This is a genomic window from Proteus penneri (assembly GCF_003144535.1).
In the GTDB taxonomy this organism is placed as follows: Bacteria; Pseudomonadota; Gammaproteobacteria; order Enterobacterales; family Enterobacteriaceae; genus Proteus; species Proteus penneri.
Window position 1 is genome coordinate 494,111 of the sequence record NZ_PHFJ01000001.1, and the last position, 26,441, is coordinate 520,551.

The following is a 26,441-nucleotide window of genomic DNA, read 5'->3' on the forward strand; positions in this document are numbered from 1 at the left end:
ATTGTCTCCAACAAGAAAATAAACAACAACGAAGACTAATAATAGATAAATAAACCTTAAGAGTATTATGCGTTAATTTGACGATTTTTATTCATTTCAACTAGCATTGTAGCCCATTCAATGGGAGAATTTTTAATCGGTAATTTTAACTTTTGGCTTAATGAGTATAGCGTAGGTGCAGGTATATCTGAAAGGGATTGCAGTGTTGAACTCATTAATACGCTTTCAGGGGTGCCATCAGCAATTAGTTTTCCTGAAGATAAATGGATAATCCGCTGAAAATGACGCGCCGTAAAATCAAGATCATGGCTTATAGCAAGAACAGATGTGCCTAATGTTTTTTGTACCTGAAGCCAGTTCTCAAAGCATGTTAGCCAATATGCATCGAAATCGCGAGTCGGTTCATCAAGCAGTAATATTTGAGGAGATAAAATACTCAAACTAGCGACAGCAACCATTCTGCGTTGACCTGCGTGTAAATCTAAAGGATGAACATCAGCAACATCACTTAAACCGCAAAGCATCAATGTTTCATCTAAACGTTTTTTAATCTCTTCTTTAGAAAACTTGCGTTGCTTTAGGCCAAAAGAGACTTCTTTTTCTACTGTATTATGAAATATTTGTCGTTCAGGTTCTTGGAATAATACACCAATATATTGAGCACGTTGCTCAGCTTTCATTTGAGATAATGACTGATGGTTGAGTGTTACTTCACCTTCATTTGGCGTTAACAATCCTGCAATTAAACGTAATAAGGTTGATTTACCCGCACCATTATCACCAACGAGTGTTATCCATTCACCTTGATTTAACGTTAAAGATAATTGAGAAATACAGGGGGGAACATCCTCACTCCAACGATAAGTCACTTTATTAAGCTGTAACATAGAATTCCTTAAAAGCTTTAAGTAAAGCTTTATCGTTATGTACAATATTTTTATTCCAATGATGATTTTCAATTAACCAATTTAAAGCTAGCCAAGCATCAGGTGCATTAATTGTTGTAAATAAAAAAGGAAATATATCTTCTAAGGCGCCTGCTACTTTTGTTTTTCCGGCTTCTAATAATAAAAATTGTTCACTCAGTGTTATTGCTGGCAATAAGTTACGTTCAAAAATAATCACACTACATTTGTGCTCTTGTGCATACTGTTTAATGCGTTGTTGCAATTGTTGTGTTGCATTCGGTGTTAAACGACTAAATGCTTCATCAAGTAATAATAATTTGGGATGCATAGCAAGAGCGCTTGCAATCACAACACGCTGTGCCTCTCCACCAGAAAGAGTAGAAGGGGGGCGAAAACGAAGGTTGTCACATTGTGTTAACTTCATTGCTTCTTTTATACGAAATCGAACTTCATTATCACTTAGCCCTAAATTTTCAGGGCCAAAAGCAATCTCTTGCTCTACTGTAAAAGCACAACCTGAAAGTTGTAATTGAGGGGATTGTTGAACAAGTTGTCTTCCTGGGGCGAGTGATACTAACCGACCCTTATCTAGAGCAATGTTTTGTACAATACCCAAGCCTTGTACAGAGCCTGTTAATAAATCGGGATACCAACCTGCTAATAGCTGGGCAAGAAGACTTTTTCCACTGCCATTTCCTCCCAAAACAACAAGCCATTCCCCTTGTTTTAGTTGCAGATCAATAGGGCCAAGAATAGGTTTTTCGTCGCCTTTGGGGGTAAAACTAAATTGCTGAAGATTTAATACCATAGCCAAATAACTCCTTCAACAAAGATAAGCAGTAAAATAAAATAGCGTAACATCTCTTGTAGTGGTGTATCGACAGGAGGAGAAAGCGTGGTACGTTTTGCAATAATACGAAATCCTCGCATATCTAATGCAGCACTACGAATAGTCAAATCACTTAATACATGACTAATCAGTGGTAGGATAATGGCAGGTAATGTTATTAGGCGTTGCCAAAATGAACCATCAAGAGGTACACCTCGTGCTAATTGTGCTTCTCTTATATTGTGTAATTGTTGGCGTAGCTGTTCTACAAGTAACAAAGGACCTGCAAATAAATAGGAAAGGCTTATAGGTAGGCGGCTAGCAAATAAGGCTCTAATAAATTGTTCAGTTGTAGTGTACTGCAACCACAATTGAGCACCACTTATTATTGCTAATAATCTTAGCCATAGCGTTATTGCCATGGTTTGTTTACTGGTATCTAAAATGCCACCTGTTAACCAATAAGCAAGCCAACCGCTATGAACTAACCATAAACCTATCGCCATGGGGATCATCAGCCATGCAATAAGACGCCAACGCCAGCGAGAGGCTTTCCAAAGTAATAAGCCAATAAAAGTACCACTGCTGATAATCAACAGTGGTAAGCTTAATGATAAGAAAAGCACACTAGCACTTAGCCAAAGCCATAATGCCAGTGAGGTAAAGGGATGCATTATTAGCGAACCTTAGCCATTGCAGGAAAATTACGTTGTGTTCTTTGAGGTAATTGACGTACTAATAACCAAGCAATAATCGCTGATAATATTTTATCGGCGAGATTGGCACCTAATACAGTGATTGCAACGGATTCAATCAGCCCTTCACCAACCGCATGGAAATAAGCGACAAAGAAATCTGCACCACTGCCTGTGGCACCACCAAATAAATAAGTACGAATTGGAACGGCAACGATCATTAACGCTAAAGTAATAATAGTGCCTGAGCCAATAACTCGAATTAATGAACGAAAACCGCCTGCACGCGCTAATAAACCTGCACTTAATCCTATCATCATGGCAACGGGTGCAAATGCAGCCGCTATTGGACCACTAATTAATCCCCATAATAAGTTGGTTAATAATCCAGTAAATAATGCAACCCATGGGCCACCTAATAAGGCACAAATAAGTGTACCGATAGAGTCTAAAAAGATAGGAAGTTTGACCATTGAGGTGATTTGACCACCGATCATATTTATTGCAATAGAAACGACAATGAGCACAAGAGTGCGGCTCGAAATTTGAGGAGTTGTAGACATAGTTTAAAAAGCCTTTACAAAGGATAGTTATTATTGGTTTTATTATTTTGCGTCAATAAGGTTCTCTGCAAAAAAGACGATTAACGCGGTGTGATGACCAACTCCTCATAACCAGAGTATTCACAAGGCTGACGGCTAAAAGTCACTTGCTCTAACTCACCAATAACGAGCTCTAGCGTCGTGCGCACTATACAACCTGGCATCATATGTCCACCACACATAATTCCATTTTCATCTGATACGGCTAAATGAAGATGCTCGCCGGTGGCATCTAATGTGCCAATCAGTGAGACAACTTCGAATTTACCAGTAAGATAGCGATTTTCTTCGCGTCCTGCAAAGCGCAATGCAACATCGGTTAGGCTACCTACACAACCTGCAATGTAAGACGATTGCAGTTGATTATCGGCGATTATCTGTCGTAATGCCACAATCACATCTTCACCTGGAATAAGGCGAACCGCAATAAAGCGGACATGAGAAGAGGGACACTGTGTTTGAGACATGATGATTTACCTTATGATTAATTGCACCGCATTAGTGAAGTTAGCTAATTCTAAAGGTTGTTATTATTAGGCGAGATAAGAGTAAATACAATTTATTCTGTTTATAAGATAGAAAAGGGCATATAACCTAATTTATCTTTAAACTCGATTTTGCAGTATTACTCTTTATAATCGTTACCAGTATTACTGACTAAAGCTGTAGCATTCCAACATTTCATATTTACTATTGTATTGTACGGAATTTTGGCAAAGTGGATTTGCTACCTGTTCTGTTGATAAGCAGATGGTTAGTGTGGTAACTATAAACGACAATGATTTTATAATATTTTTAAATCTTAATGTTGTTCCTTTTATTATAGCGTATTTGATTAATGATTTTTATAGTGTTTATGACATGAATATAAAACAGATTAAAACTATTTAATCTATTTCGATATAATTACATAGGGGAGCATCATGATTAACGTATTGCAAAATTTAAAATCATATTTATCTAATAGAGCATTATCTGCGCCTGATTTGACACATAACAATCTATCTTTAAATAATACTTCTCTCCCAGGTAACTTACTAAGTTGTGAAATAAAAAATAAGGACATCACATTGAGTAATAGAAATAAAGATTTTGAAAATGAAAAGTTTAAAGATATTAAATTTGATTTTTTAGCTTCTAATCTAAGTAATGTTAATTTTACAAATGAAAATCTCGATGGTGTCGAACTTAATTCTAAAACGAAATCTTTTAATAAAACTGAAAGTGCTTATCTCTTAAACGGAAAGTTAAGTGGTAATACATTAAATAAATTAAACACAATAAATACAATAGATGATAAATACAAAGAAATAAAAATAAAACTTGTAAAACAGATTATAGAATCAATAAATAATAGTGGTGAGGTGAAGTTGGAATCATTTCCTATTGATTCAATAATTGATAATATAACGTCTAAGAAATATTATTTAGAAGATGGTGTTATTAAAGATTTTGCTGAAAATTTATTAAATACTAAGTATTTAAAAGAGAAGGTTAACATGTATTCTGATAAGCTCTCTTCTGGTATTTTATCCTTTAATTTAGATCTAATCAGTGAACTTGATAATGAAAAAGTCAAAGAATACATGATGAAAAAAAATGGATGTTTTATTAAATTGATGGCATTGACTGTTTATCATGATGACTTAGCTATTCAGGAAAAAGGAAGGTCTTTATACAATAGTTATCTTGAAATAGAAGAAATAAAAGACTTTGCTAAAGAAGAAAATCTTTGGAATAATAAAACAGTTGACTGGAGCGATAAGAAAAATAAAAATTATATTATTGTAAGTGGTGATAAAACGATAGTTGTTAGCCATGAAGACCTAGTAAATATGTTATTTCCTGATGAGATAGGGATGAATGCAAGTTGGAGTAAGTTTTCTCTTTATATCAAAGGTAAAAGAAAACTTATTGAACAAACTAATTATTATGACTTATTTAATAAAGACTTTGAGATGTTTAAAGATAGTTATAATGCACTCCACAAAAAGTAAAGTTAGATAAGTTATTACGGTTATTAAACTTAGAAGTAGATATAATGTTTAATCGACATATAACAATATATTGGACACGATTTAAATAAAAAATATTTTTAAATTGAGAATATGGCTTGGAAGCCCAATATGAGACGTTTTCGTTTAAAAAACACAAAGCTCATTTGTAGTGGGCTTTGTGTTTTGATTTAATTCTTCTTGGTAGCTTCTTTGTGATTAGTTCTGTATCATGCTAAATAATCAAATTATAATTTATATGTTCCATTAATTTAGCGTTATCACAGTAATCGACGGGAATAGCAAGAACAGCAGGGCCATTAACAGTCATTGCTTCATGCAAGACGGTACGTAATTGAGAAGCACATTCAACAGAAAATCCTTTAGCTCCGAAGGATTCAGCATAACGTTTAAAATCAATTGCACCAAATTTTACGCCAGAATAACGACCATATTTTTCTTGCTCTTGCATTTCTACCATATTATAAGCGTTATCTACCCAGATAATATGCAAGATATTTGTATTTAAACGAACCGCAGTTTCTAATTCCATGGACGATTGCATAAAGCCACCATCACCAGAAACAGAAATAATTTTATCAGAAGGTCGAACAAAAGAAGCACCAATTCCCCAAGGTAATGCAACTCCCATAGTTTGTTGTCCATTAGAAATTAACATTTGTCTTGCTCTAAAGCTATAAAGATAACGTGCAAGCCATATATGAAAACTTCCCATATCAATACAGAGTGTTACATCGTTATCAATAATATTTTGCATCTCATGGATGATGGTTAAAGGGTGAATAGGGGAACCATGTCGAAAATAACTATTTTGTTGTAAAATTTCTCTTTGGTGACGAATTTTCTCTAAAATCTGACGAGTATTATTTGAGAGTGTAATTTGAGATGTAGATTGTTTAGCAAAATACTGAGTTAAATTATTAATTGTTAATTTGATATTACCTGTTAATTCTAAATCAGGACAGTAAGCTAAATCAATTTCAGCAGGGATCTCGTCTATATGAATAATATTGGCATTATTGTGGTTCCATAATGACGGTTCATATTCTATAGGGCTATAACCCAAAGTAATCACTAAATCGGCATGAGATAATAACTCATCACCCGGTTGATTATTAAATAAGCCAATACGGCCAGCAAACAAAGGAAAATGGCGTTGAGCGATCGCACCTGCTGATTGATAAGTGCCTACAATCGGGAGCGGGCAAATATCGAGTAGTGATTGTAATGCTAATGCATTTTCAGGGTAACTAACTTGTAGTCCTAATAAAATAACGGGGCTTTTAGCATTCAGTAGTAATTTAACGGCTTCTTGGATAGCATCATTATTAGCGCTCCCCATATTAGATTTTGATTTTGGTACTAATATTGGGCTATCAACTTCATTATTTAAAATATCCATTGGAAAAGTTAAAAAAGCCGAACCTGGTCTTCCTGATTCTGCATGGCGAAAGGCATTAGCCATGGTTTCAGAAATAGATTTTGAAGAATCAATTTCTGCACAGAATTTAGTGATAGGATTAAACATGGTAACGGTATCCATGCTTTGATGAACTAGTTTTAATCTATCTGAGGACTTTACTGCTCCTCCCAATGCAACTAATGGATCGCCTTCTGATGTGGCTGTGGCGATGCCTGTCGCAAGATTAGAGCATCCAGGTCCCGATGTTGCGATAGCGACTCCCGCTTTGCCTGTTAAACGTCCAACTGCGGCTGCCATAAAGGCAGCGTTAGCTTCATGACGGACCACCACTGTTTCAATAGTTGAATCAACAAGAGAATCAAATACACGATCTATTTTTGCACCCGGAATACCAAATACTTGTTTAATGCCATGTTGTTCTAATTGTTTGACAACTAAATCTGCACCACATTTCCAATGAGAAGTATTCATATAGCCTTCTTTAATTTTGCAAGTGAATAAAAAATTAGATTGAGAATAAAATGAAGCGGCTTTTAAATTAATTTTCGGCTTGCTCTATTGCCTGGTGAAGATTATCTGGCATTAAGTTCGCTTGGAGGAAAGTTGAATGACAGGGTAAGTCAATAGTAAGGCGGGAAATAACACCGATTTGTAAGGTACCTTGTTTTAAATAATAATCAAGGACGTGACCACCGCCTTGGCGTTGTTGATTAATATAATGTTCATGAAACCCTGCAATATTTATTCCTTGAGTAAATTGTGGTGAGCGAAATCCAGCAATAATTCCGGTCTCATTGTGAAATGTAAAAATAGGTTGATTTTCGATAGCCTCTAACATCGGAAGATAGGGTGGTGTTTGACGGGGGACGGTACGTGTTTTGACTAATTCAAATTCGCCTTCAATTTTGATCGCACAAAATAGATTGTCAGAAGGAACATACTGATTAATGATATTGTGTATCTCTTTTTGTGATGCACCATAAGAAAAGTGATGTTCAATATCACAATTAAAAAATGTCATTACAGCAAAAGGAGATTTTTGAGAATGCAAAGCTTCACGAGCACTACCATCAGAGCGTAATTGAAAAACATTATTGTCGAATGCAACGAGTTCGCCATCAAGTTGTTCAAATGTGCCTAAACCAAAATCACCATGCTTTAATAATTCAGCAATTGTGATATCACTATCATAAACACCTGCAATCAAACTGCTCATTAATGAGTTTTGATAAACAGTACACTCAGGATGTTTATTAATATAATTATTTAAGTTTGTAATTATTTCTCGTCCACATTGACAATAATTATTTTTATTATTTTCTATATCACTATTATCTCGCACATTAGATTGAAAATTATTATTCATGGTAAAGTCATTCCTTTATTTAAGAAACAATAATCATTAACTGATTATGAATTAAGTATTAGCCTTGTTCATAAATATTTCAAATGTTTTTTATTGTAATTAAATAAGAAGTGATAGTTATGATTGTGTAAATTAAATATAACTTAATTTTTATAATTAATTATTTTTTAAAAGAAATTAATCAGTGGGATTTTATTAATAAGATAGAGTTATAATATATGATAAGTGAAAGAGCTAGCTAAAAAGAGTTAGATTAATAGTTTTATAGGTGAGTTACTAGAAAGATAAATTATCTTTTGATATCTAAAATATGTGCTTTGGGTGACGAAAGTGTATGCGAATAGGTTCAGGAAAAGACGTGAATGTAATAGTGAGTATTGTAGTTTCTATTTGTAATTATTAGTTAATGGAAGGAAATTTTTTAATGACAAGATTTAAATTAAAATGAAATATCGATAAAAAACCCACGAATGATTCGTGGGTTTAGATATGATGTTTAATATAAATAGCTATTGCACATTAAACCTAAATTTATTGTGTATCATTTTGATTTATAATGATTTAATTTTAAGTTGTTTATTTTGCACTCAGCGGTGTACTCATTTAGAACAAGGTGTCTGCTAAAATAGTACTTATAAGATTATCAAAGTAAAATTACATCAGTATAAAACACTAATCTATTGCATAGAGTATAACATAATCTGACAGGCCGCTTGGTGCTAGAAGCGGACGTTGAAAGCTACACCATGTGTTAAGTAATGGAAATACAGAATAGGGATCGATAATGTTTATGGCAGCTATCAAGGCTGTAACCATTCAACAATTGCCGTAAGGCTAATTTAGAAACAAAATTTCGGCATGTTCAACTGTCAGATGGTCGCTCAGTCCGCTTACTGAATATTATCAATGACTTTAATCGTCAAGCCTAGTACTAAAAGCTGATTTGCCTCTATCCGCTATTTGTGTCGTTAGGATTTAGTGGGATATCGATTCGCTATGACAATATTCCAGAATATGTAGGTAATACTCTAATAGCATGGGCTAAGTAATAGCATGGGCTAAGCAACAAGGTATCAGAATAAACTTTATCCTATAGGGTAGATCCTAGCAAAATGCTTGTATTAAACGTTATAATGAGCAGCTTGCTATGGCTGACTTAGTCAGAATCTCTAGCTCAATAAACGAGAGGCTGGGATATTCTACAAAGTAGCAATGATTTTATAATCATGAGCAACCGAATATGGCGTAGAATAGCTTTATACCAATGCAACATACACATCACATAAACTGATTCTACTTATTACCATTTAAAAATGGGGAGAGATTACCATTTACCCTACCTCTCCTTATATTAAAAACATTCACTGCTTGAGTGGCGGTATAGCGAGGCACAGGGAAATGTCATTAGAAGAAATAAAAACCTGCTTACTGGCTGCAAATAAAACGGCGGAGAGTCTGCTTGCTCAAGTTAGCGATTTTTACGCCCAGGAACGACGTTTTGAAGAGAACATTTTGACAGAAGCACTATCTGAGTTGCACAACTCAGGGGAGATTGACTTCGTCAAAATAGTAAAAGGAGTTGATAAAAGTTCCTGCAAAAACGATTTTTTTAGGATTTTGAATTCCTTTGAAAACACACTACCTTTACTAAACTCAAAAGTTGAAGATGTCCTACATTGTCTGGCTCATCTTAAGCAACAAGCCGATAGTGGTGGAATCTATGGGGCCTTTCAGCATTTCTGTAATGTGGATGCACAACGTTCCAAAGATAGTGTTGAATTTATCCTGAAACAAAGTGAGCTTAGTTCGTATGCCACTTTTCTTTCCAGTTCAATCCTCGCATATGACTCAAATCGTATGGTTGAGGCTATCCAAACGACAGAAAATCTGATTACTAACAGTAATCAGACTGTCAGAAACCAAGCCTATTTTATTTTGGGGAGGCTCAATGTCGATGAAACTCAGGCAAGTATCATCTGGGGGCTACTTAGCGCTAGTGCCGTGAGTGAGGATGACAGCGATTGTCGTGCTTCGATACTGAGGGCAATACTTCACTTCGGGGAAAAATTTCCAACTTACTGGTCGCAAATAGAAGAGCTTCTAATTCCGTTTGTTGGTGTAGCTCCTCCTGAGATACTCTATGCAATATCGAATATTATGGCATTTCAAAGTGGCGATCTTCCAGAGAGTGTTCTGCGTCTTCTGGTAAAACAGTTAACCAATATCTCCCCAGAGCACACAGGTACCGTAGATAACATTGATCATTTACTAGTCAAGTTGGTTGAAGGTAATTCATGCTCTCTTGCTGTCGAATTATTGGAATCGATTTTGGCTGTGGGTGTGGAATTTACATCACTAGACTATTTCTCCAACGAGCTATTGGATAAGCATCAAGAATTACGCAATCATATCACCACAAAGTGGTTTTTATCTGGAGAATCATCACTTTGTCATGCGATCTCAGATCTGCTTCATGATGTAACGGGTAAGGACATAGAGCTAAAGGCAGATATGGCATTGCTAGGGGATGATAAGTGGCAAGCATTTGTTAGCCACAAGGCGATCGGTTGGCTGTTTACACGACCTATCGCGGCAGCAAGTTTCATACTGTCTATTTGCGAAACAGCTTCAACAACTACACTTCACAACCTTGAACAGGTTTTGTACGATCCTTTGCTCCTAAGTTACCCGGGAGAGCTTGAACGATTCTTCCTATCATGCATTGATAAAGATGTTCAAGGACAACTGTGTGAGCGCTTGCTTGGAAAACTTCAGACCTATCACGCTGATATTGAGAAAGTGTCTGAATTGAATGAGTTAATGGCTCCCAGTGAAAATGTAAGAGCCTATTGGAAAGACTTTGATAAAAGTATGCAAGAAGCCCACGAAAACGCATCAAAATCTTCTATTCTTCAGATAATTGCGACGAAGCAGAGATTATTGTACGGCAACAGTTCGATTTATTATATACATCAAGGAGATGGGGACCCTGTACGACAGGAGACGCAAATGCACTCTTTTTCCCATTCGACTGAAATGCCAAGATTGAACGTTTTAGATCCTGAGTCGCTAGATTACGTTTTGCGCATGTATCGCTACGGGAGAATGAAAAATGAAGCTAATTCTTAAACAATATTTGGCTTCACTAAAAGAACGAGCAGAATTAGATGCTGTACTGCCAGACTTGTTGAGTAGTATGGGTCTGAATGTGTTTATCTCACCGACGCGTGGGGTTAAAGAGTATGGTGTTGATATAGCAGCCGTAGGGCGAGTCAATGGTGAGGAAGAAAAAGTTTATTTGTTCTCAGTTAAATCTGGGAACCTTACTCGTGAGACTTGGAATGGGGCAACAGCCCAAGCTCTTATGCCTTCGTTAGATGAAATTCAAAACTCATTTATTCCTAGCCGTATACCATCTGAACATAGAAATAAGAAAATAGTTATTTGCTTATGTTTTGGTGGAGATGTTAATTCAGGAATTAGGCAAGATGTATCTGGTTACGAGCAACGAAATACACGAGACAATATCTCTTTTGAAGAGTGGAATGGCGATAAATTATCAGAGTTTATTCAACGATATTTGTTGAAAGAAGAGTTGCTACCTAGCTCAAGTCAGGCTTTGTTAAGAAAATCCTTAGCCTTACTCGAAGAGCCGGAGAGTTCAAGCAAATACTTTTCTCTATTGATCGATAAGGTGCTGTCAAACGCCACCGATACTGATTCTGTTGCATCGTCCATAACACGGATAAACGTCTGCTTATGGGTTCTATTTTCATGGTGCCGTGATGGTGGAAATTTAGAAGCCGCCTATCTTTCATCTGAGCGAGCATTACTATTGGCTTGGGATAAAGTTAAAGGCCACTATACAGGAAGGAACAAATTCTCAAAATCATTTGATAGTATTTTAGATACTTACCAACAAGTTACTGATTGTTATGTGGATCGATGTTTAATTCCGTATGTTGAATTTAGATATGCGCTTTCGCATGCTGTTCACTCACCTTGTTCTATTGATGTAAATATTAGGCTCTTTGATGTGTTAGGGCGCTTATCAGTCAAAGGTCACTGGATTTTAGATTTACTATCAAATAGTTACGTTGAGAATCCACCAGTGCGCGGAGATAGTGAAGAACAAGAAAAATTATGTCTGCGCCTTAGAGAAATAACAAAGTCAATTAGCCTGTTGGTTGTTAATAACCCAATACTATTGTCACCATACAAAGATTCGCAAGCCATTGATATTGGTTTGGCTCTAACGCTGCTTTCAAATAATTCAGAACTCGACGAATTTGTGCGGAGCTGGCTCTCAGAAATGGTCAATAGGTGCATATTCTCTTTTGAGAGTAATGGCATGTATCCAGTTGTGCATGAGTCTTACGAAAATCTGCTTGAACATAGGAAAAAAGACAGGGCTGACAATAGTTATAAGAATAAAGTTACGGAAGCCAGTATTTTATACCCGTTGCTAGCAGTATTTTGTTCTCTGTATAAATTAGATTCAATAAGCCAAAAACTAGAAAAATTTGCCGCAGATAAACTAAAACATTGTACGTTACAATACTGGTATCCAAATCAAGACAGCGAACAAAGTATGTACTCGAACTCAGATATACATGGTTCAGCATCAACTCACTTTCCAATGAATGGAAAATTAGCAATAGGGCATATAGTTCAAGAGTGCGGCAATTCCGATTCGTTCAAAAGATTGTCAGCCGTTACTGAAGGGAAGGCTCCATTGGTACTGACAGCCTGTCGCTGTTACCGATATCCAGTGCCTTTCCATTATATTGAAGATTGGCTGCTAGATCCCCTATAGTAAACAACGTCCGCTTCTCGCTCAAACCAGATTGTCAGATTTAATTGTGCTAACAGTTAACCTGTTAGCACAATTCTGAATAATGTGAGGCTAAATTTGGCTTTTCCAATAAATCAAATATCGCAAATAATCCCCTCCATCCTCTTGCAGACCATGCACCAACGGTTTCATGCTTTTATTGGGGAAGTCAGGCCACTCACCAATTCCTCTTGTTTGATGAATGTTTTCCTCACCGAGGCTTTCCCAGCCAGCCTCATTCGGCACCCATAAACCTTGCCACTCTTCCTGTGCTATACGTTATCTATATATGGCTATAGTATGGGGATATTGGGATTTGCTATTTTCGCCTAGACCACGAGTTGTTGCTCTTAACTGATCGCTTTGAGTAGCTGGCACGGGTGTTTGACGCTTTCTTGGTTTTTCTAATTACCTACTAAAAAATGGGGTTAGCGGTAACTCCACTAAAAAAGGTATTTGCGTAATTCAATTTACTATTAACAACATGGTAAATTGAAATGACAGCATATATCACCAAAGATAACATTCTTGTTACAGAAGCTACAGTAGAAGCCTATAAAGCAATTGTTCTGAGCGTTCCCTTTGATAATACCGTCGATCAACGTCATAAACCTCAATATTACAGTGAAATTGGCTTGTTCTTACAGCATATTATCTGTAGTGCGACGGTTAGCAAAAATACGAAGAAAAAATCGAGGTTTAAAGGAGATAAAGAGTGGACGTATTCAGTACCATTTTCCGCTGAACTGGGAAAAGAGAAATTTCCTATGATTTTTAAGCAAAGTCGCGATTTAGGCTTAGAACGCGGTTTAGAGTTTTTGGAACAAGCTAAAATCATTAAAATTATCCAACATAGCTATGGAACCCATAAGTGCCGAGAATTTGCTTTATCTAAAAGTGTCCTTAAAGCTTTATTTCCCGGTAAACGAAAGGATTATCTTAAACGTACAGATCGCTATACCTATTTGACGAATATTTTGATAAGCGTAAGAAACCCGAAACACTGTATGAATTGATGTTAAAAAGCTCTATTCCAACGATTATGTATCAGAAATACTGGAACATTGGAAATTAGAGACAACAGAGCTACGCGAAAGCATAAATCAACTCATTGACGAGTATCTAAAAATAGGAAAGAAAAATAGGCATGGGCTTTCTGTCGTGAATGAGGTTGAGCAACCATTTAATACGACAAAGCGAAAAACAAAAAATGGGGAATGGAAAAAGTGGCATCGTGATGTGATGCGACGTAAGTTACTTGCTCACATGATTCAAGGGTTAGCAGTAACACGATATCAGGTGATATTGATACTCCCCAAGTTAAAATTAGAGATCAAGGTATTGCTTTTTCTAATAGTGCTATTTTACTGACCGAGCAATTAATGGGCCAAGTAGTAACTGCATATAAAGCTAAAGAGAGAAAATCTAGATACTCACCGTTGACAGCCAAAAGGCTATTAACAACGTTAAAAGATAAAATTCCGGATATTTATAAAGGTTATATTCCAGACAATCCATATTTAGAAGTTAAACAAGATTTGTCCGCATATATTCCGATGAGAAAAAATGGATTAAGTGATGTTGCGACAGTAATATCTGCAGATTATTTAGATGTTGAGCGAAGGTCCACTCGTTTTTATGAAGCAATGAGAGATCTTTCTTTAGTAAATATGGCCTCCAAGGGAAAAACTAATTCAAAAAGTGCTTTTGTGTTAAAACCCCAAGGGATGACCCGTTTATCAAACTCGCTCAGGAAGAGTATTGACGGTGAAATAGAGATGTTTAAGTACCAAGCCAAAGATAGAAGTTTTGAAGTGGTCATATGCGATGATTCGGATGATTTTGTCACTAAAGCATTATCTTGGTGCGCTTAGTTAATTGAATATAGATGTTTTTTATGAGCTGCGTTAAGGTTACATTTGCCCAAATCATATAACCTCCTTGATGTCGGTTTTTGATTTGGAACTAACGTAGCTCTCACATAAGATGTAAGAGTAACTTCTAACTTCCTCAGTTCGCTCAAAGCAGATGGAAATGAAGTGACATTGTGCTGTAAAATTTTTAACTAGAAAAGTGATCTATATTGCCATATAAAACAAAGCTGATAAAATGCACTATCTTCAGTTTGAAGTGAGACTACCATGAAAAAGAATGAATTAATTCAAGCAACAAGACCAACTCGTACTCAACTTATTCGTTCGGTAGCAACCTCTACGGCGATTGAAACAGGGCAGGAGTCTCGTCGTCTTGAAGAAGAGATGAAAGCGAAGCGTGAGAAGTTTGGGCACTTGAAACTCGCGATTTAGTTCGTTTTCAAGGCTTCGTTAACCCAATATTTCATGGGTTCATAGTTAAGGTTTAACCCTGCGTGGATTGCTGCAATATACTGCTCGGGGTGTTGAGTCCAACGTTCATAGTCTAACGGCTGGTAGCCTGCTTGTACTGCCATCACATCAGCAAGTAAGCGCGATAAGCGCCCATTCCCCTCCCTAAACGGATGTATCAGAATTAACTCCACATGCACTGTGGCTATAGCTTCTATGACTTGTTCTCGGCTCATATTGGTGCAGGGTGTGTACTTCGCTAGAAACTCTTTTTCAAATTGAGCAAGTAACTTTGCAACTCGACTCGCAGGGGCAAACATAAAGCCACCCTTGCTAATATTCACTGTACGTAACTGACCAGCCCACTCGTAAACATTCCCTAACCATTGGCGGTGCCAACGCTGAATAAGTGATACGGTAATTTGCTCAGTGGAAAATTGTTCTTCAAAAATGACTTGATACAGTTTTTCTAACAGGACAAGCTCAGCATCATTGATATCATCAACGTTTGAAAGCCCTAGCTTATTAGCTAGCACTTCTTCATCAGAACCATCAGCAAATTTTCCTTCGCTGTTAAACACATCGTATTTATTCATATAAGCGTGTTCTTGTGGTGTGGGTATGAATTTTGTACGTTATAATGCTAAAAACATCAGATAAATAATAACTACCTATAAATCAACGGATTAATTAAGTGTAGGTTGAATTGTAGGTTTTGCTGAAAAATAATAAATATCGTTATATTTCAACGCCAACACGCCCATGCATCATGATTTTGCGCTCTTCAAGATAAGTTGCATGATTATATGAACGTCTAACGCTATTTAAGTCCATATGGGCTAATTGTGCTTCGATAGCATCAGGTCGATATCCTAACTCATTTAATCGCGAGCTTTTATGAAACTTAATGAGACATAAAAAAAAGCATAAAGCCCAGTTAATGTTATGAATTTTATGCTTTTTTATTATGAAATGATACTTTATGAAACAGTATGAGACTAGAGTGTAAGTTTACACATTAAATAAGAAGTTCATTACATCGCCGTCTTGAACGATATACTCTTTACCTTCTGCTCGCATTTTACCAGCTTCTTTTGCGCCTTGTTCACCACCGTAAGTGATAAAATCGTTATAAGCGATAGTTTGAGCACGGATAAAACCTTTTTCAAAGTCAGTGTGGATTTTACCTGCGGCTTGTGGCGCGGTTGCACCTACAGGGATTGTCCATGCACGTACTTCTTTAACGCCAGCAGTGAAGTAAGTTTGTAAGTTCAGTAATGAGTAACCCGCGCGAATAACACGGTTTAAACCAGGCTCTTCAATGCCTAAATCTTGCATAAATTCTTCGCGTTCTGCATCTTCTAACTCAGCTATGTCTGCTTCGATAGCGGCACAAACAGGAACAACCACAGAGCCTTCTGCTTCTGCGATTTTGCGAACAGTTTCAAGATATGGGTTATTTTCAAAACCATCTTCATTAACGTTTGCAATATACATTGTTGGTTTTAACGTTAAGAAGCTTAAATAACGAATCGTTGCTTTTTCTTCTTCCGTTAAATCTAAAGCACGTAACATGCCAGCGTTTTCTAAATGCGGTAAGCATTTTTCTAACACTTCCATTTCTGCTTTAGCAATTTTATCGCCACCTTTTGCTTTTTTCTGATTACGGTGCATTGCACGTTCACAGGTATCTAAGTCAGAAAGCGCTAATTCAGTATTGATAGTCTCGATATCTTCAGCAGGATCAACTTTACCCGCAACGTGAATGATATTGTCATTTTCAAAACAACGAACGACATGACCAATCGCTTCAGTTTCACGGATGTTCGTTAGGAATTGGTTACCTAAACCTTCACCTTTAGATGCGCCTTTTACTAAGCCAGCAATATCAACAAATTCCATTGTTGTAGGTAAAATACGTTGTGGCTTAACAATTTCAGCGAGTTTATCTAAGCGAGGATCAGGCATTGGAACAACACCTGTGTTTGGCTCGATAGTACAGAATGGGAAGTTGGCTGCCTCAATACCTGCCTTAGTTAAGGCATTAAACAGTGTAGATTTCCCTACGTTAGGCAGACCGACGATACCACATTTAAATCCCATAAACGTTCACCTTGTCACATAAAAACAACAGAAGGGAGTATTCCTGTTGTGTGCTGTTAAAAAAATTTGGCGCTATTATAGAGCAAATCCCTGTTTGATTAAATCATCAGGAATTAATCGCACAAAAGAAGAGGGCATTTTACCCTCTGAATATTGAAATTGCTTAATTTATCAATGCAATGATTATGCTTTAAAGCTATGTAAGCGGTTTATTGCTTTCTCATAACCATCACGCATTAAAATATCTGTGCACGAAAGTGCTTCATTGATAGCGTCATCAATTAATTTTTGTTCACTCATTGGTGGCTTGCCTAATACAAAGCCAACAACTTTATTTTTATCACCAGGGTGACCAATACCAATGCGCAAACGATAGAAATTTGGATTATTGCTAAACTTACTTTGAATATCTTTTAATCCGTTATGGCCGCCATTACCACCACCTAATTTCATTTTGACAACACCGGGCGGTAAATCGAGTTCATCATGTGCAACTAAAATTTCATCAAGTTCAATACGATAAAAATTCGCCATTGCTTGTACTGCTTTACCACTCAAATTCATAAAAGTGGTCGGAACCAATAAACGAACATCATTACCATTTAAATTAATGCGTGCGGTGTAACCAAAAAATTTGCTCTCTTCTTTTAGAGATTGCTGATGACGTTGAGCCAATAAATCTACATACCAAGCTCCCGCATTATGGCGAGTCTGGGCATAATCTGCACCGGGGTTTGCTAACCCGACGATAAGTTTAATTTTACTCACAATAGCCTTTCACTGTTATCGTCTTAAAAGAAAGCCCATAGTTTACCCGTCTAAGCACAGAAGCACAAAATTGATTGCATAGAATGTTTTTTGAAATGATAGTCAGAGGAAATATCACTTCTTTGACTTAACAAAAAAAGCGAAAGTGACAAATTTGGCGCTATTTTCTTCTTTTGAAAGATAAAAACACATTTTTTGTTAAGAATTATCAATAAATTTCGGAGCGATGTGATCCCTTCGACAATAACTTCTTAGCATTTATGGCTATAATAACTACAAAGAATAAAAGGTTATTCGATGTATTTTGTTGTTGAATCGTCTGACGACGCGCTTGGAGGTGCAACATGAAATATAAACATGCATTTGCAGTTGGTAATTTATGTATGGCTACGGGGATGATAGTAATGCTCGGTAGTCTTGGTTATACGCTTCTTAGTCATATTTTCCCATTAGGATTGCCTGAATTTTTAGCCGATATCTCTTTAATGGGGATCTTTATTGGTGCTCTGGTTTGGCTAGCAGGTGCCCGTATCGGGGGTAGAGAAACAATAGCAGAAAGATATTGGTGGTTACGTAATCATGATGAACGTTATCGTCGCCATGATAATCACCGTTATCCATAATGTTGTTATCACAAATAAATATCAGGACAGATAAAAAAACAAATAAGCTAAAACTGATATTAGGTGAATGAAAGTTGTCATTATGTGTTGTAATACACATCTATAGACCCGTTTAATAATAACGGGTTTTTTGTTGCCTAAAATTTTTAATCTAGAAAAAACAACAAAAAAACCCACTATAACAAACGCTATAGCGGGTTTTTAGTTATCTCAAATTGCAATGAATGTTATAACAAATTAATGTTCAAACATCGCAGAGATTGACTCTTCATTGCTAATACGGCGAATTGCTTCAGCCAGCATACCAGAAAGAGTCAATGAACGGACTTTATTTAATGCTTTGATTTCTGCTGATAACGGAATTGTATCGCAGACAACCACTTCATCAATAACAGAGCTTTTGATGTTCTCAACAGCATTACCAGAAAAGATTGGGTGAGTCGCGTAAGCAAATACGCGTTTCGCACCACGTTCTTTCAGCGCTTCAGCTGCTTTACACAATGTACCGCCTGTGTCGATCATATCGTCAACAAGGATACAGTCGCGGTTAGCAACATCACCAATAATATGCATAACTTGAGAAACGTTAGCACGAGGGCGACGTTTATCAATAATAGCCATATCAGTGTCGTTTAGCAGTTTAGCGATAGCACGAGCGCGAACAACACCGCCAATATCTGGAGAAACAACAATAGGGTTGTCCAAATCTTTTTGAAGCATATCTTCTAAAAGAATTGGGCTGCCGAAGACATTGTCAACCGGTACATCAAAGAACCCTTGGATTTGTTCTGCGTGTAAGTCACAGGTTAAAACACGGTCTACGCCTACACTAGATAAGAAATCCGCAACAACTTTTGCCGTAATAGGAACACGGGCTGAACGAACACGGCGATCCTGACGGGCATAACCAAAGTAAGGAATAACAGCAGTGATACGACCAGCGGAAGCTCGACGTAATGCGTCAACCATGACCACTAATTCCATTAAGTTATCATTAGTAGGTGCACAGGTTGATTGAATGATAAATACATCACCACCACGTACGTTTTCGTTGATTTGCACACTGACTTCACCGTCGCTAAAACGACCTACAGCCGCGTCTCCTAGGCTAGTGTAGAGTCGGTTGGCAACACGTTGAGCCAGTTCCGGGGTTGCGTTACCAGCAAAAAGCTTCATATCGGGCACGAGAAAAACCTCAGGCTTGCGTCCAGAGAGAGATATTGTTGACCTGTAAAGAACGTGTTTATGAACATAGGGTTTGTAAACATCATCTTACGGGTGCAATAACACAGGTATCCTTGAGCGGAATAAATGCAGAGGAGAAATGTTGACGCCTTGCGCTACAAACCCATGCACCCACTCAGGGGCGTTAATTAACACTTCACTAGCGGCAACTTGTGATCCGAACTCACCGAACACACAGGCACCTGTCCCAGTTAAGCGTGACGGTGCATATTCTAACAGCCACGAAAGCAGATATTCAACCTCACGAAAACGTTTTCTTGCGATCATTTCACAGTCATTCTCGAACGGAGCCTTTAATAATGCGCCAAGAGAGCGAATAGGCGAATTACGTTTTAATTCTGGATCTGTGAAGATTGTCGGGGTTGGAATGGAAATTCCAGGGTGTGCAACCAAATACCATTGTTCTTTTGGTTCTGCTGGGGTCAAAATTTCACCAACGCCTTCGGCGAACGCAGCATGACCTTTTACAAAAACAGGGACATCAGCCCCTAAATTTACCCCTAATTCAGCTAAGGTTTCATCACTTAAACCCGCTTGCCAGTGGTAATTAAGTGCAATTAATGTGGTTGCGGCGTTAGAAGAGCCTCCGCCTAAGCCACCACCCATTGGTAGCTTTTTATCAACACTAATATCTGCGCCTTGATACCTCAAAGGAATATGATGTTGTTGGCAATAATCACGCAGTAATTTAGCTGCTTTAATAATTAAATTATCTTTATCTTCTACGCCTTCAATCGGCGTTAAGATAGTTAACTGAGTATCATCACGAGGAGTAATCGTTAATGTGTCACCATAATCTAAAAATTGGAATAATGTTTGTAGATTATGATAACCATCCGAGCGTTTCCCTGTGATATAGAGAAAAAGATTTAATTTGGCAGGCGAAGGCCAACTTAGAGTCATTGCTGTATATCCCAGTTATCCATTTTTAATTTGATGATGCGTTCGCCTTGTTTTAACTCAAGACGCTGTGGCAGGTTGGGGGTGGTACTTGAATCATAAGCTTGGTAAGTCACGATCCAATCACCTTCAGGTGCTGGTAATGTGACAGATTTTAATAAGTGATTAGCATCTAACTCAAAATGAGTTGCATCACCCGGTAAACCAACAAGCCAAGCACGTAGATTTTTGAGTGGAATAACCATGCCAGTAAGTTGGTAGATCATCTCTGCTGGGTTATCGCTATAATACTTTTTACCTTTATTGTCAGTGACTTCAATGACACCTGGCATAACATTTAAATCAAGCTCAGTGGTACCTAGCGGATTCGTCAATAATAAACGATAACGCTCATCTGCTTTGTCTTGCCAATAGAATCGGGCATAGGTTTTGTTTGTATCTTCGATATAAGCAAAAGCGCCTCGAGTTTCATATTGTGAAATTTTCTTTAATGCTTGTTGGCGAGCTTGCCATTGCATATCGTTATCAGATGCTGAACCTTGTGTCTTTATCTGATTTAGATTACAGGCACTCAGCAACAACGCCGTTAGCGGGATAAGGCGCAGGAGTTGTTTGGTTGAAAAAAAGCGTGAACGCATAGCTGAGACATTCCTTTAATTCGTTATTAGTTGAAAAAAAGAGTATCATAAACCTCATGATATAACGATATTTCGTTAAATTGTGTATAGAAATCTCTTATCACTCAAGTAAGCTCTTTTATTGAATCTGTTCATCAAGTAGAATGGCGGGAATGAAGAGTCCATACTAAATGCGCTGTTTTAGGTTTACACTAAGTCAAGTCGCGAGGCGGTATTTATTCATAACTCGATATAGTTGATATGACGTTATTAGCATTAGGTATTAATCATAAAACAGCCCCCGTTGCTTTACGTGAGAAAGTCTCTTTTTCTCCTGATACCATGGGTGATGCCTTAAATAACCTTTTACAGCAACCTGCTGTCAGAGGTGGTGTTGTGCTGTCTACTTGTAACCGTACTGAGCTTTATCTTAGTATGGAAGACAAAGAAAATAGTCATGAACAGCTTATTCGCTGGTTATGTCAATATCACCAAATAGAGCCAAATGAGCTGAAAAACAGTGTTTATTGGCATCAAGATAATCAAGCTGTCAGCCATTTAATGCGAGTGGCAAGTGGTTTAGATTCTCTCGTATTAGGTGAACCTCAAATTTTAGGGCAAGTTAAAAAAGCCTTTGCCGATTCCCAAAATTATGACTCGCTCTCTTCAGAGCTGGAACGTTTGTTTCAGAAGTCTTTTTCAGTTGCGAAAAGAGTGAGAACAGAGACACAGATCGGTGCTAATGCCGTTTCTGTTGCTTTTGCTGCTTGTACATTAGCGCGTCAAATCTTCGAATCGTTATCCTCTTTGACTATTTTATTAGTGGGCGCAGGCGAGACGATAGAATTAGTTGCTCGTCATCTTCGTGAACATCAAGTTAAAAAAATCATTATTGCTAACCGAACTAAAGAGCGTGCTCAGCGTTTAGCTAATGAAGTCGATGCGGATGTTATTACATTATCAGAGATTGATGAATGTTTATCGCAAGCTGATATTGTTATTAGTTCTACCGCAAGTCCTTTGCCTATTATTGGCAAAGGGATGGTTGAAAGGGCGCTTAAAAAGCGTCGCAATCAACCTATGTTGCTGGTGGATATTGCGGTTCCGCGAGATATTGAACAAGATGTTGAAAAACTCAATAATGTCTACCTTTATAGTGTCGATGATTTAGAAGCGATTATTCAACATAACCGCGAACAACGCCAAGCGGCTGCTATTCAAGCCGAACATATTGTTCAACAAGAAAGTGGACAATTTATGGATTGGCTACGAGCGCAAGGTGCTGTGGGTGCGATTAGAGAATATCGGGACAGTGCTGAAATGCTACGTGCAGAAATGACAGAAAAAGCCATCACATTGATACAAAATGGCGCAGATGCAGAAAAAGTTATTCAGCAACTCTCACATCAATTGATGAATCGTCTAATTCACACACCTACGAAATCTCTTCAACAGGCTGCCAGTGATGGTGATATTGAACGCCTGAATTTATTACGCGAAAGTTTGGGTATTACCCATAATTAACTTTGTCTAACAGGATCTTAATCTACGAATGAAGCCTTCTATTGTCGCTAAGTTGGAAGCTCTACAAGAGCGTTATGAAGAAATTCAGGCTCTTCTGTCAGAAGCCGATGTGATTGCCTCTCAGGAGCGTTTTCGTGCGCTTTCAAAAGAATACTCTCAATTAACCGACGTCACGGCTTGTTTTAGTCAATGGCGGAAAGTGCAAGACGACATCGAAGCAGCAGAAATGATGCTTGATGATCCTGAAATGAAAGAGATGGCGCAAGAAGAGCTGAAAGAAGCGCAAGCACTAAACGATGATTTAGAGCAACAATTACAAGTGCTGTTATTGCCTAAAGATCCTGATGATGAATTTAACTGTTTCCTTGAAATTCGGGCAGGAACAGGTGGGGATGAAGCTGCATTATTTGCTGGTGATTTATTCCGTATGTATAGCCGCTATGCAGAATCACGTCGCTGGCGTATTGAAGTCATGAATGCTAACGAAGGTGAGCATGGTGGCTATAAAGAAGTCATTGCAAAAGTAGTGGGTGATGGCGCTTATGGGGTATTGAAATTTGAATCAGGCGGTCACCGTGTTCAACGTGTACCAGAAACAGAATCTCAAGGTCGTATTCATACCTCGGCTTGTACGGTTGCAGTATTAGCTGAAGTGCCAGAAGCTGAATTACCTGATATTAGTCCAAGCGATTTACGTATTGATACATTCCGTTCGTCAGGTGCGGGTGGTCAGCACGTTAATACCACCGACTCTGCTATCCGTATTACGCATATTCCAACGGGGATTGTAGTGGAATGTCAGGATGAGCGTTCACAGCACAAAAACAAAGCCAAAGCGATGTCTGTATTAGGCGCACGTATTCGTGCTGCTGAAATGCAAAAACGTCAAGAAGCCGAAGCGTCTGAACGTCGTAACTTATTAGGTTCTGGCGATCGTTCTGATCGTATTAGAACGTATAACTTCCCACAAGGGCGAGTGACAGATCATCGTATCAACCTCACATTTTATCGTTTAGATGAAGTGATGGAAGGGAAATTAGATCCTCTAATTCAGCCTATTGTCACTGAATATCAAGCGGACCAGCTTTCTGCACTTTCTGAGTTAAATTAATGAATTATGAACAATGGCTGCGTCAAGCAGCCTTGCAATTAATTGAAAGTGACAGCCCTAAACGTGATGCTGAAATTTTACTTGGGCACGTAACACAGCGTGCTCGAACGTACTTAATGGCTTTTAATGAAACGTTGCTTTCACAAGACGAATTAACACAATTATCGCAACTACTTACTCGACGCATTAAAGGTGAACCTATCGCTTATCTAGTGGGTGAAAGAGAATTTTGGTCACTGCCTTTAAAAGTCTCACCTGCAACATTAATTCCTCGACCTGATACTGAATGTCTTGTTGAACAAGCGTTAGAAAAACTACCAACAGAGCCAATAACTATTCTTGATTTAGGAACGGGAACTGGGGCTATTGCGCTTGCTATGGCATCAGAGCGCCCTGACTGCCATATTATTGGTGTGGATTTTCAAGCCGAAGCCGTAGCGTTAGCGCAAGAGAATGCGACCCGCTTAGCATTAAACAACACAGAATTTATGGAAAGTTGCTGGTTTAGTTCACTCTCTGGGTATCAATTTGGTATGATAATTAGTAATCCTCCTTACATAGATGAAAATGATGAGCATATTCATCAGGGGGATGTTCGTTTTGAACCTTTAACCGCATTAGTTGCTGGTAATAACGGTTTTGCTGATATCGAGATTATCATTGAAACCGCCCGTCAGTTTTTAACTGATAAAGGCTGGGTATTACTGGAGCACGGTTGGCAGCAAGGTGAAGGTGTTCGCAAAATTTTTACTGATAAGGGTTACTGCTGTGTGGAAACTTTCCGTGATTATGGCGGTAATGAGCGAGTGACAGTAGGTCGTTGGAATTATGATAGAAACCATAGCTGATTACGAATTTAATAAAGCCCCTTTAGTTAAGGGCATGATCCTTATCTCTCAGGCTATTCGACCTGATTTTCCGACTACTTCTGTTGGTTATCAACTAGCACAACTTGTTGAACAAGCAGAAGCTGAAATTCCTAAGCAAGGAAACATCAAAGAGCAAATAGAAGCATTACTAAAACTGTTTTATAAGCAGTGGCACTTTAGTGGTGCAAGTGGTAAATATTGTCTTTCTGATACTTTGTGGTTAGATAAAGTATTAGCGACTCATGTAGGTTCTCCTGTTTCTCTGGGTTCGATTCTTATTTATATCGCACAATTGTTAAATTTACCGTTAGCGCCTGTTATTTTTCCTACACAACTTATTATCAGAATAGATATTCCTAACGAACAACCGTTATTTTTAAATCCAATAAATGGCGAATATCTATCACAACATACCCTAGAAGTTTGGTTAAAAGGGAATGTAGGAAATAATTCGGTGCTATTAGAGGCAGATTTAGAAGAGTCAGAATACAGTTCCATTATTCGTAAACTTTTGGATACATTAAAAGTTTCTTTAATGGAAGAAAAGAATATGGAGCAAGCATTAAAAGCGAGTGAAACGGTATTAATGTTTGATCCTGAAGATCCTTACGAGATACGTGATCGCGGACTTATTTTTGCTCAGTTAGAGTGTAACCATGTGGCGATTTCTGACTTAAACTATTTTGTTGAGCAATGTCCTGAAGATCCTATTTCAGAGATGATCAAAATCCAAATTCATTCGATAGAACAAAATCCTATTGTTCTACATTAAAAATTTAAGAAACGTACTTGATTAATACAGTACATGACAAACAGTATAGGGATAAATATGCAACATAAAGTGGTGAATATTGGTGATATCAAGGTAGCAAACAACCTGCCATTTGTGCTTTTTGGTGGCATGAATGTATTAGAATCGCGCGATTTAGCCATGCGTATTTGTGAGCATTACGTCACTGTAACTCAAAAACTGAATATTCCTTATGTATTCAAAGCTTCTTTTGATAAAGCAAACCGTTCTTCTATCCACTCTTATCGTGGTCCAGGCTTAGAAGAAGGACTGAAAATTTTCCAAGAGTTAAAAGAAACTTTTGGCGTTAAAATTATTACTGACGTTCATGAAGCTGCACAAGCTCAACCTGTATCAGAAGTTGTGGATGTTATCCAATTACCGGCATTTTTAGCACGTCAAACTGATCTTGTTGAAGCGATGGCAAAAACAGGTGCAGTGATCAACGTGAAAAAACCGCAGTTTGTCAGCCCTGGGCAAATGGGGAATATCGTTGATAAATTTAAAGAAGGCGGTAACGACCAAGTTATTCTGTGTGATCGCGGCAGTAATTTTGGCTACGATAACTTAGTTGTTGATATGTTAGGTTTTCATGTCATGATGCAAGCGTCTCAAGGCGCACCAGTTATTTTTGACGTGACACATTCACTACAATGTCGTGACCCATTTGGTGCTGCATCGGGTGGACGTCGTGCACAAGTTGCAGAGTTAGCACGTGCAGGTATGGCTGTTGGTCTTGCTGGACTATTTCTTGAAGCTCATCCAGATCCGGATAATGCGCTTTGTGATGGCCCATCAGCATTACCGCTTGCAAAATTAGAGCCTTTCTTAGCTCAAATTAAAGCGATTGATGAAGTGGTAAAAAATTTCCCAGAGTTAGATACCAGCAAATAAA

Annotated in this window: 25 protein-coding genes and 2 pseudogenes; 13 read left to right on the plus strand and 14 right to left on the minus strand. The window is 37.8% G+C overall.

The features are described from left to right. Positions 1-245: 245 nt before the first annotated feature. From CUB63_RS02465 to CUB63_RS02485, 5 genes and pseudogenes are all read right to left on the minus strand, one after another. A pseudogene (locus tag CUB63_RS02465) lies at positions 246-887 on the minus strand (energy-coupling factor ABC transporter ATP-binding protein); the annotation flags it as partial. Then, positions 874-1,716 (minus strand): energy-coupling factor ABC transporter ATP-binding protein, encoded by an 843-nt coding sequence (locus CUB63_RS02470; protein WP_109847373.1) that lies wholly within the window; start codon positions 1,714-1,716, stop codon positions 874-876. The pseudogene CUB63_RS02465 and the gene CUB63_RS02470, both read right to left, overlap by 14 nt. Further along, positions 1,707-2,411: an energy-coupling factor transporter transmembrane component T gene (locus CUB63_RS02475; RefSeq protein ID WP_109847374.1), complete on the minus strand. Its 705-nt coding sequence runs from the start codon at positions 2,409-2,411 to the stop codon at positions 1,707-1,709. The genes CUB63_RS02470 and CUB63_RS02475 overlap by 10 nt, the downstream gene beginning before the upstream one ends. A gap of 2 nt (positions 2,412-2,413) precedes the next feature. After that, positions 2,414-2,995 (minus strand): hypothetical protein, encoded by a 582-nt coding sequence (locus CUB63_RS02480; RefSeq protein WP_006536533.1) that lies wholly within the window; start codon positions 2,993-2,995, stop codon positions 2,414-2,416. A gap of 80 nt (positions 2,996-3,075) precedes the next feature. After that, complete coding sequence (locus tag CUB63_RS02485; protein ID WP_109847375.1) at positions 3,076-3,501, minus strand: PPC domain-containing DNA-binding protein; 426 nt, start codon at positions 3,499-3,501, stop codon at positions 3,076-3,078. Between the two features lie 456 nt (positions 3,502-3,957). On the opposite strand from CUB63_RS02485, the gene CUB63_RS02490 reads away from it, so the two are divergent. Next, complete coding sequence (locus tag CUB63_RS02490; protein ID WP_109847376.1) at positions 3,958-5,031, plus strand: hypothetical protein; 1,074 nt, start codon at positions 3,958-3,960, stop codon at positions 5,029-5,031. A 232-nt stretch (positions 5,032-5,263) separates the two neighbouring features. Here the strand turns inward: CUB63_RS02490 and alsS are convergent, their stop codons facing one another. Together alsS and budA are read right to left on the minus strand one after the other, a co-directional pair. Further along, a complete protein-coding gene (gene alsS / locus CUB63_RS02495) occupies positions 5,264-6,943 on the minus strand; it encodes an acetolactate synthase AlsS (RefSeq protein WP_109847377.1) in 1,680 nt (559 codons plus the stop codon). A 67-nt stretch (positions 6,944-7,010) separates the two neighbouring features. After that, positions 7,011-7,838 carry an acetolactate decarboxylase gene (gene budA, locus CUB63_RS02500; protein ID WP_109847378.1) on the minus strand — a complete coding sequence of 276 codons (828 nt, stop codon included), beginning with the start codon at positions 7,836-7,838 and terminating at the stop codon, positions 7,011-7,013. A gap of 851 nt (positions 7,839-8,689) precedes the next feature. Here budA and CUB63_RS17930 point away from each other — a divergent pair. The 3 genes and pseudogenes from CUB63_RS17930 to CUB63_RS02510 form a co-directional block, all read left to right on the plus strand. After that, positions 8,690-8,884: pseudogene (locus tag CUB63_RS17930) on the plus strand (IS3 family transposase); the annotation flags it as partial. A gap of 352 nt (positions 8,885-9,236) precedes the next feature. Continuing rightward, positions 9,237-10,967: a hypothetical protein gene (locus tag CUB63_RS02505; protein WP_109847379.1), complete on the plus strand. Its 1,731-nt coding sequence runs from the start codon at positions 9,237-9,239 to the stop codon at positions 10,965-10,967. Continuing rightward, complete coding sequence (locus CUB63_RS02510) at positions 10,951-12,654, plus strand: hypothetical protein (RefSeq protein WP_109847380.1); 1,704 nt, start codon at positions 10,951-10,953, stop codon at positions 12,652-12,654. The genes CUB63_RS02505 and CUB63_RS02510 overlap by 17 nt, the downstream gene beginning before the upstream one ends. Before the next feature lie 90 nt (positions 12,655-12,744). On the opposite strand, the gene CUB63_RS02515 is transcribed toward CUB63_RS02510, so the two are convergent. Continuing rightward, positions 12,745-12,918: a hypothetical protein gene (locus tag CUB63_RS02515; RefSeq protein ID WP_006536543.1), complete on the minus strand. Its 174-nt coding sequence runs from the start codon at positions 12,916-12,918 to the stop codon at positions 12,745-12,747. 251 nt (positions 12,919-13,169) lie between these two features. Here CUB63_RS02515 and CUB63_RS02520 point away from each other — a divergent pair, with 251 nt between their 5' ends. The 3 genes from CUB63_RS02520 (at position 13,170) to CUB63_RS17540 (ending at position 14,978) form a co-directional block, all read left to right on the plus strand. Further along, entirely contained in the window at positions 13,170-13,688 is a 519-nt protein-coding gene (locus CUB63_RS02520; protein ID WP_109847381.1) for a hypothetical protein, read from the plus strand. Positions 13,689-14,054: 366 nt separating this feature from the next. Further along, positions 14,055-14,546 (plus strand): hypothetical protein, encoded by a 492-nt coding sequence (locus CUB63_RS02530; protein ID WP_109847383.1) that lies wholly within the window; start codon positions 14,055-14,057, stop codon positions 14,544-14,546. Between the two features lie 267 nt (positions 14,547-14,813). Further along, positions 14,814-14,978 carry a hypothetical protein gene (locus tag CUB63_RS17540; protein ID WP_006536548.1) on the plus strand — a complete coding sequence of 55 codons (165 nt, stop codon included), beginning with the start codon at positions 14,814-14,816 and terminating at the stop codon, positions 14,976-14,978. On the opposite strand, the gene CUB63_RS02535 is transcribed toward CUB63_RS17540, so the two are convergent. The 3 genes from CUB63_RS02535 to pth form a co-directional block, all read right to left on the minus strand. Further along, the gene (locus CUB63_RS02535) at positions 14,975-15,592 is read right to left on the minus strand and encodes a Fic/DOC family protein (protein ID WP_006536549.1); all 618 of its coding nucleotides are present in this window, start codon (positions 15,590-15,592) and stop codon (positions 14,975-14,977) included. The two genes, CUB63_RS17540 and CUB63_RS02535, sit on opposite strands and share 4 nt — an antisense overlap. A 415-nt stretch (positions 15,593-16,007) precedes the next feature. Next, complete coding sequence (gene ychF / locus CUB63_RS02540; protein ID WP_072064039.1) at positions 16,008-17,099, minus strand: redox-regulated ATPase YchF; 1,092 nt, start codon at positions 17,097-17,099, stop codon at positions 16,008-16,010. A gap of 183 nt (positions 17,100-17,282) precedes the next feature. Then, positions 17,283-17,867: an aminoacyl-tRNA hydrolase gene (gene pth, locus CUB63_RS02545; RefSeq protein WP_109847384.1), complete on the minus strand. Its 585-nt coding sequence runs from the start codon at positions 17,865-17,867 to the stop codon at positions 17,283-17,285. Between the two features lie 344 nt (positions 17,868-18,211). On the opposite strand from pth, the gene ychH reads away from it, so the two are divergent. Next, positions 18,212-18,490: a stress-induced protein YchH gene (gene ychH / locus CUB63_RS02550; protein WP_006536555.1), complete on the plus strand. Its 279-nt coding sequence runs from the start codon at positions 18,212-18,214 to the stop codon at positions 18,488-18,490. A gap of 237 nt (positions 18,491-18,727) precedes the next feature. On the opposite strand, the gene prs is transcribed toward ychH, so the two are convergent. The 3 genes from prs to lolB form a co-directional block, all read right to left on the minus strand. Beyond that, a complete protein-coding gene (gene prs / locus CUB63_RS02555; protein WP_036912921.1) occupies positions 18,728-19,675 on the minus strand; it encodes a ribose-phosphate diphosphokinase in 948 nt (315 codons plus the stop codon). A gap of 87 nt (positions 19,676-19,762) precedes the next feature. Beyond that, positions 19,763-20,638 (minus strand): 4-(cytidine 5'-diphospho)-2-C-methyl-D-erythritol kinase, encoded by an 876-nt coding sequence (gene ispE / locus CUB63_RS02560; protein WP_006536557.1) that lies wholly within the window; start codon positions 20,636-20,638, stop codon positions 19,763-19,765. Then, the gene (gene lolB / locus CUB63_RS02565) at positions 20,635-21,273 is read right to left on the minus strand and encodes a lipoprotein insertase outer membrane protein LolB (RefSeq protein ID WP_006536558.1); all 639 of its coding nucleotides are present in this window, start codon (positions 21,271-21,273) and stop codon (positions 20,635-20,637) included. Before lolB ends, ispE begins: the two co-directional genes overlap by 4 nt. A 240-nt stretch (positions 21,274-21,513) precedes the next feature. Between lolB and hemA the strand changes: the two genes are divergently transcribed. From hemA to kdsA, 5 genes are read left to right on the plus strand one after another with little or no spacing between them, the layout of a single operon-like run. After that, positions 21,514-22,776 (plus strand): glutamyl-tRNA reductase, encoded by a 1,263-nt coding sequence (gene hemA / locus CUB63_RS02570; RefSeq protein WP_109847385.1) that lies wholly within the window; start codon positions 21,514-21,516, stop codon positions 22,774-22,776. A 28-nt stretch (positions 22,777-22,804) separates the two neighbouring features. Beyond that, the gene (prfA, locus tag CUB63_RS02575) at positions 22,805-23,887 is read left to right on the plus strand and encodes a peptide chain release factor 1 (protein ID WP_072064034.1); all 1,083 of its coding nucleotides are present in this window, start codon (positions 22,805-22,807) and stop codon (positions 23,885-23,887) included. Next, positions 23,887-24,735, plus strand: a complete 849-nt coding sequence (gene prmC, locus CUB63_RS02580; protein WP_006536563.1) for a peptide chain release factor N(5)-glutamine methyltransferase — start codon at positions 23,887-23,889, stop codon at positions 24,733-24,735. The genes prfA and prmC overlap by 1 nt, the downstream gene beginning before the upstream one ends. Further along, the gene (gene sirB1, locus CUB63_RS02585; RefSeq protein WP_167426104.1) at positions 24,719-25,528 is read left to right on the plus strand and encodes an invasion regulator SirB1; all 810 of its coding nucleotides are present in this window, start codon (positions 24,719-24,721) and stop codon (positions 25,526-25,528) included. The genes prmC and sirB1 overlap by 17 nt, the downstream gene beginning before the upstream one ends. A gap of 57 nt (positions 25,529-25,585) precedes the next feature. After that, entirely contained in the window at positions 25,586-26,440 is an 855-nt protein-coding gene (kdsA, locus tag CUB63_RS02590; RefSeq protein WP_109847386.1) for a 3-deoxy-8-phosphooctulonate synthase, read from the plus strand. Position 26,441 lies beyond the last annotated feature (1 nt).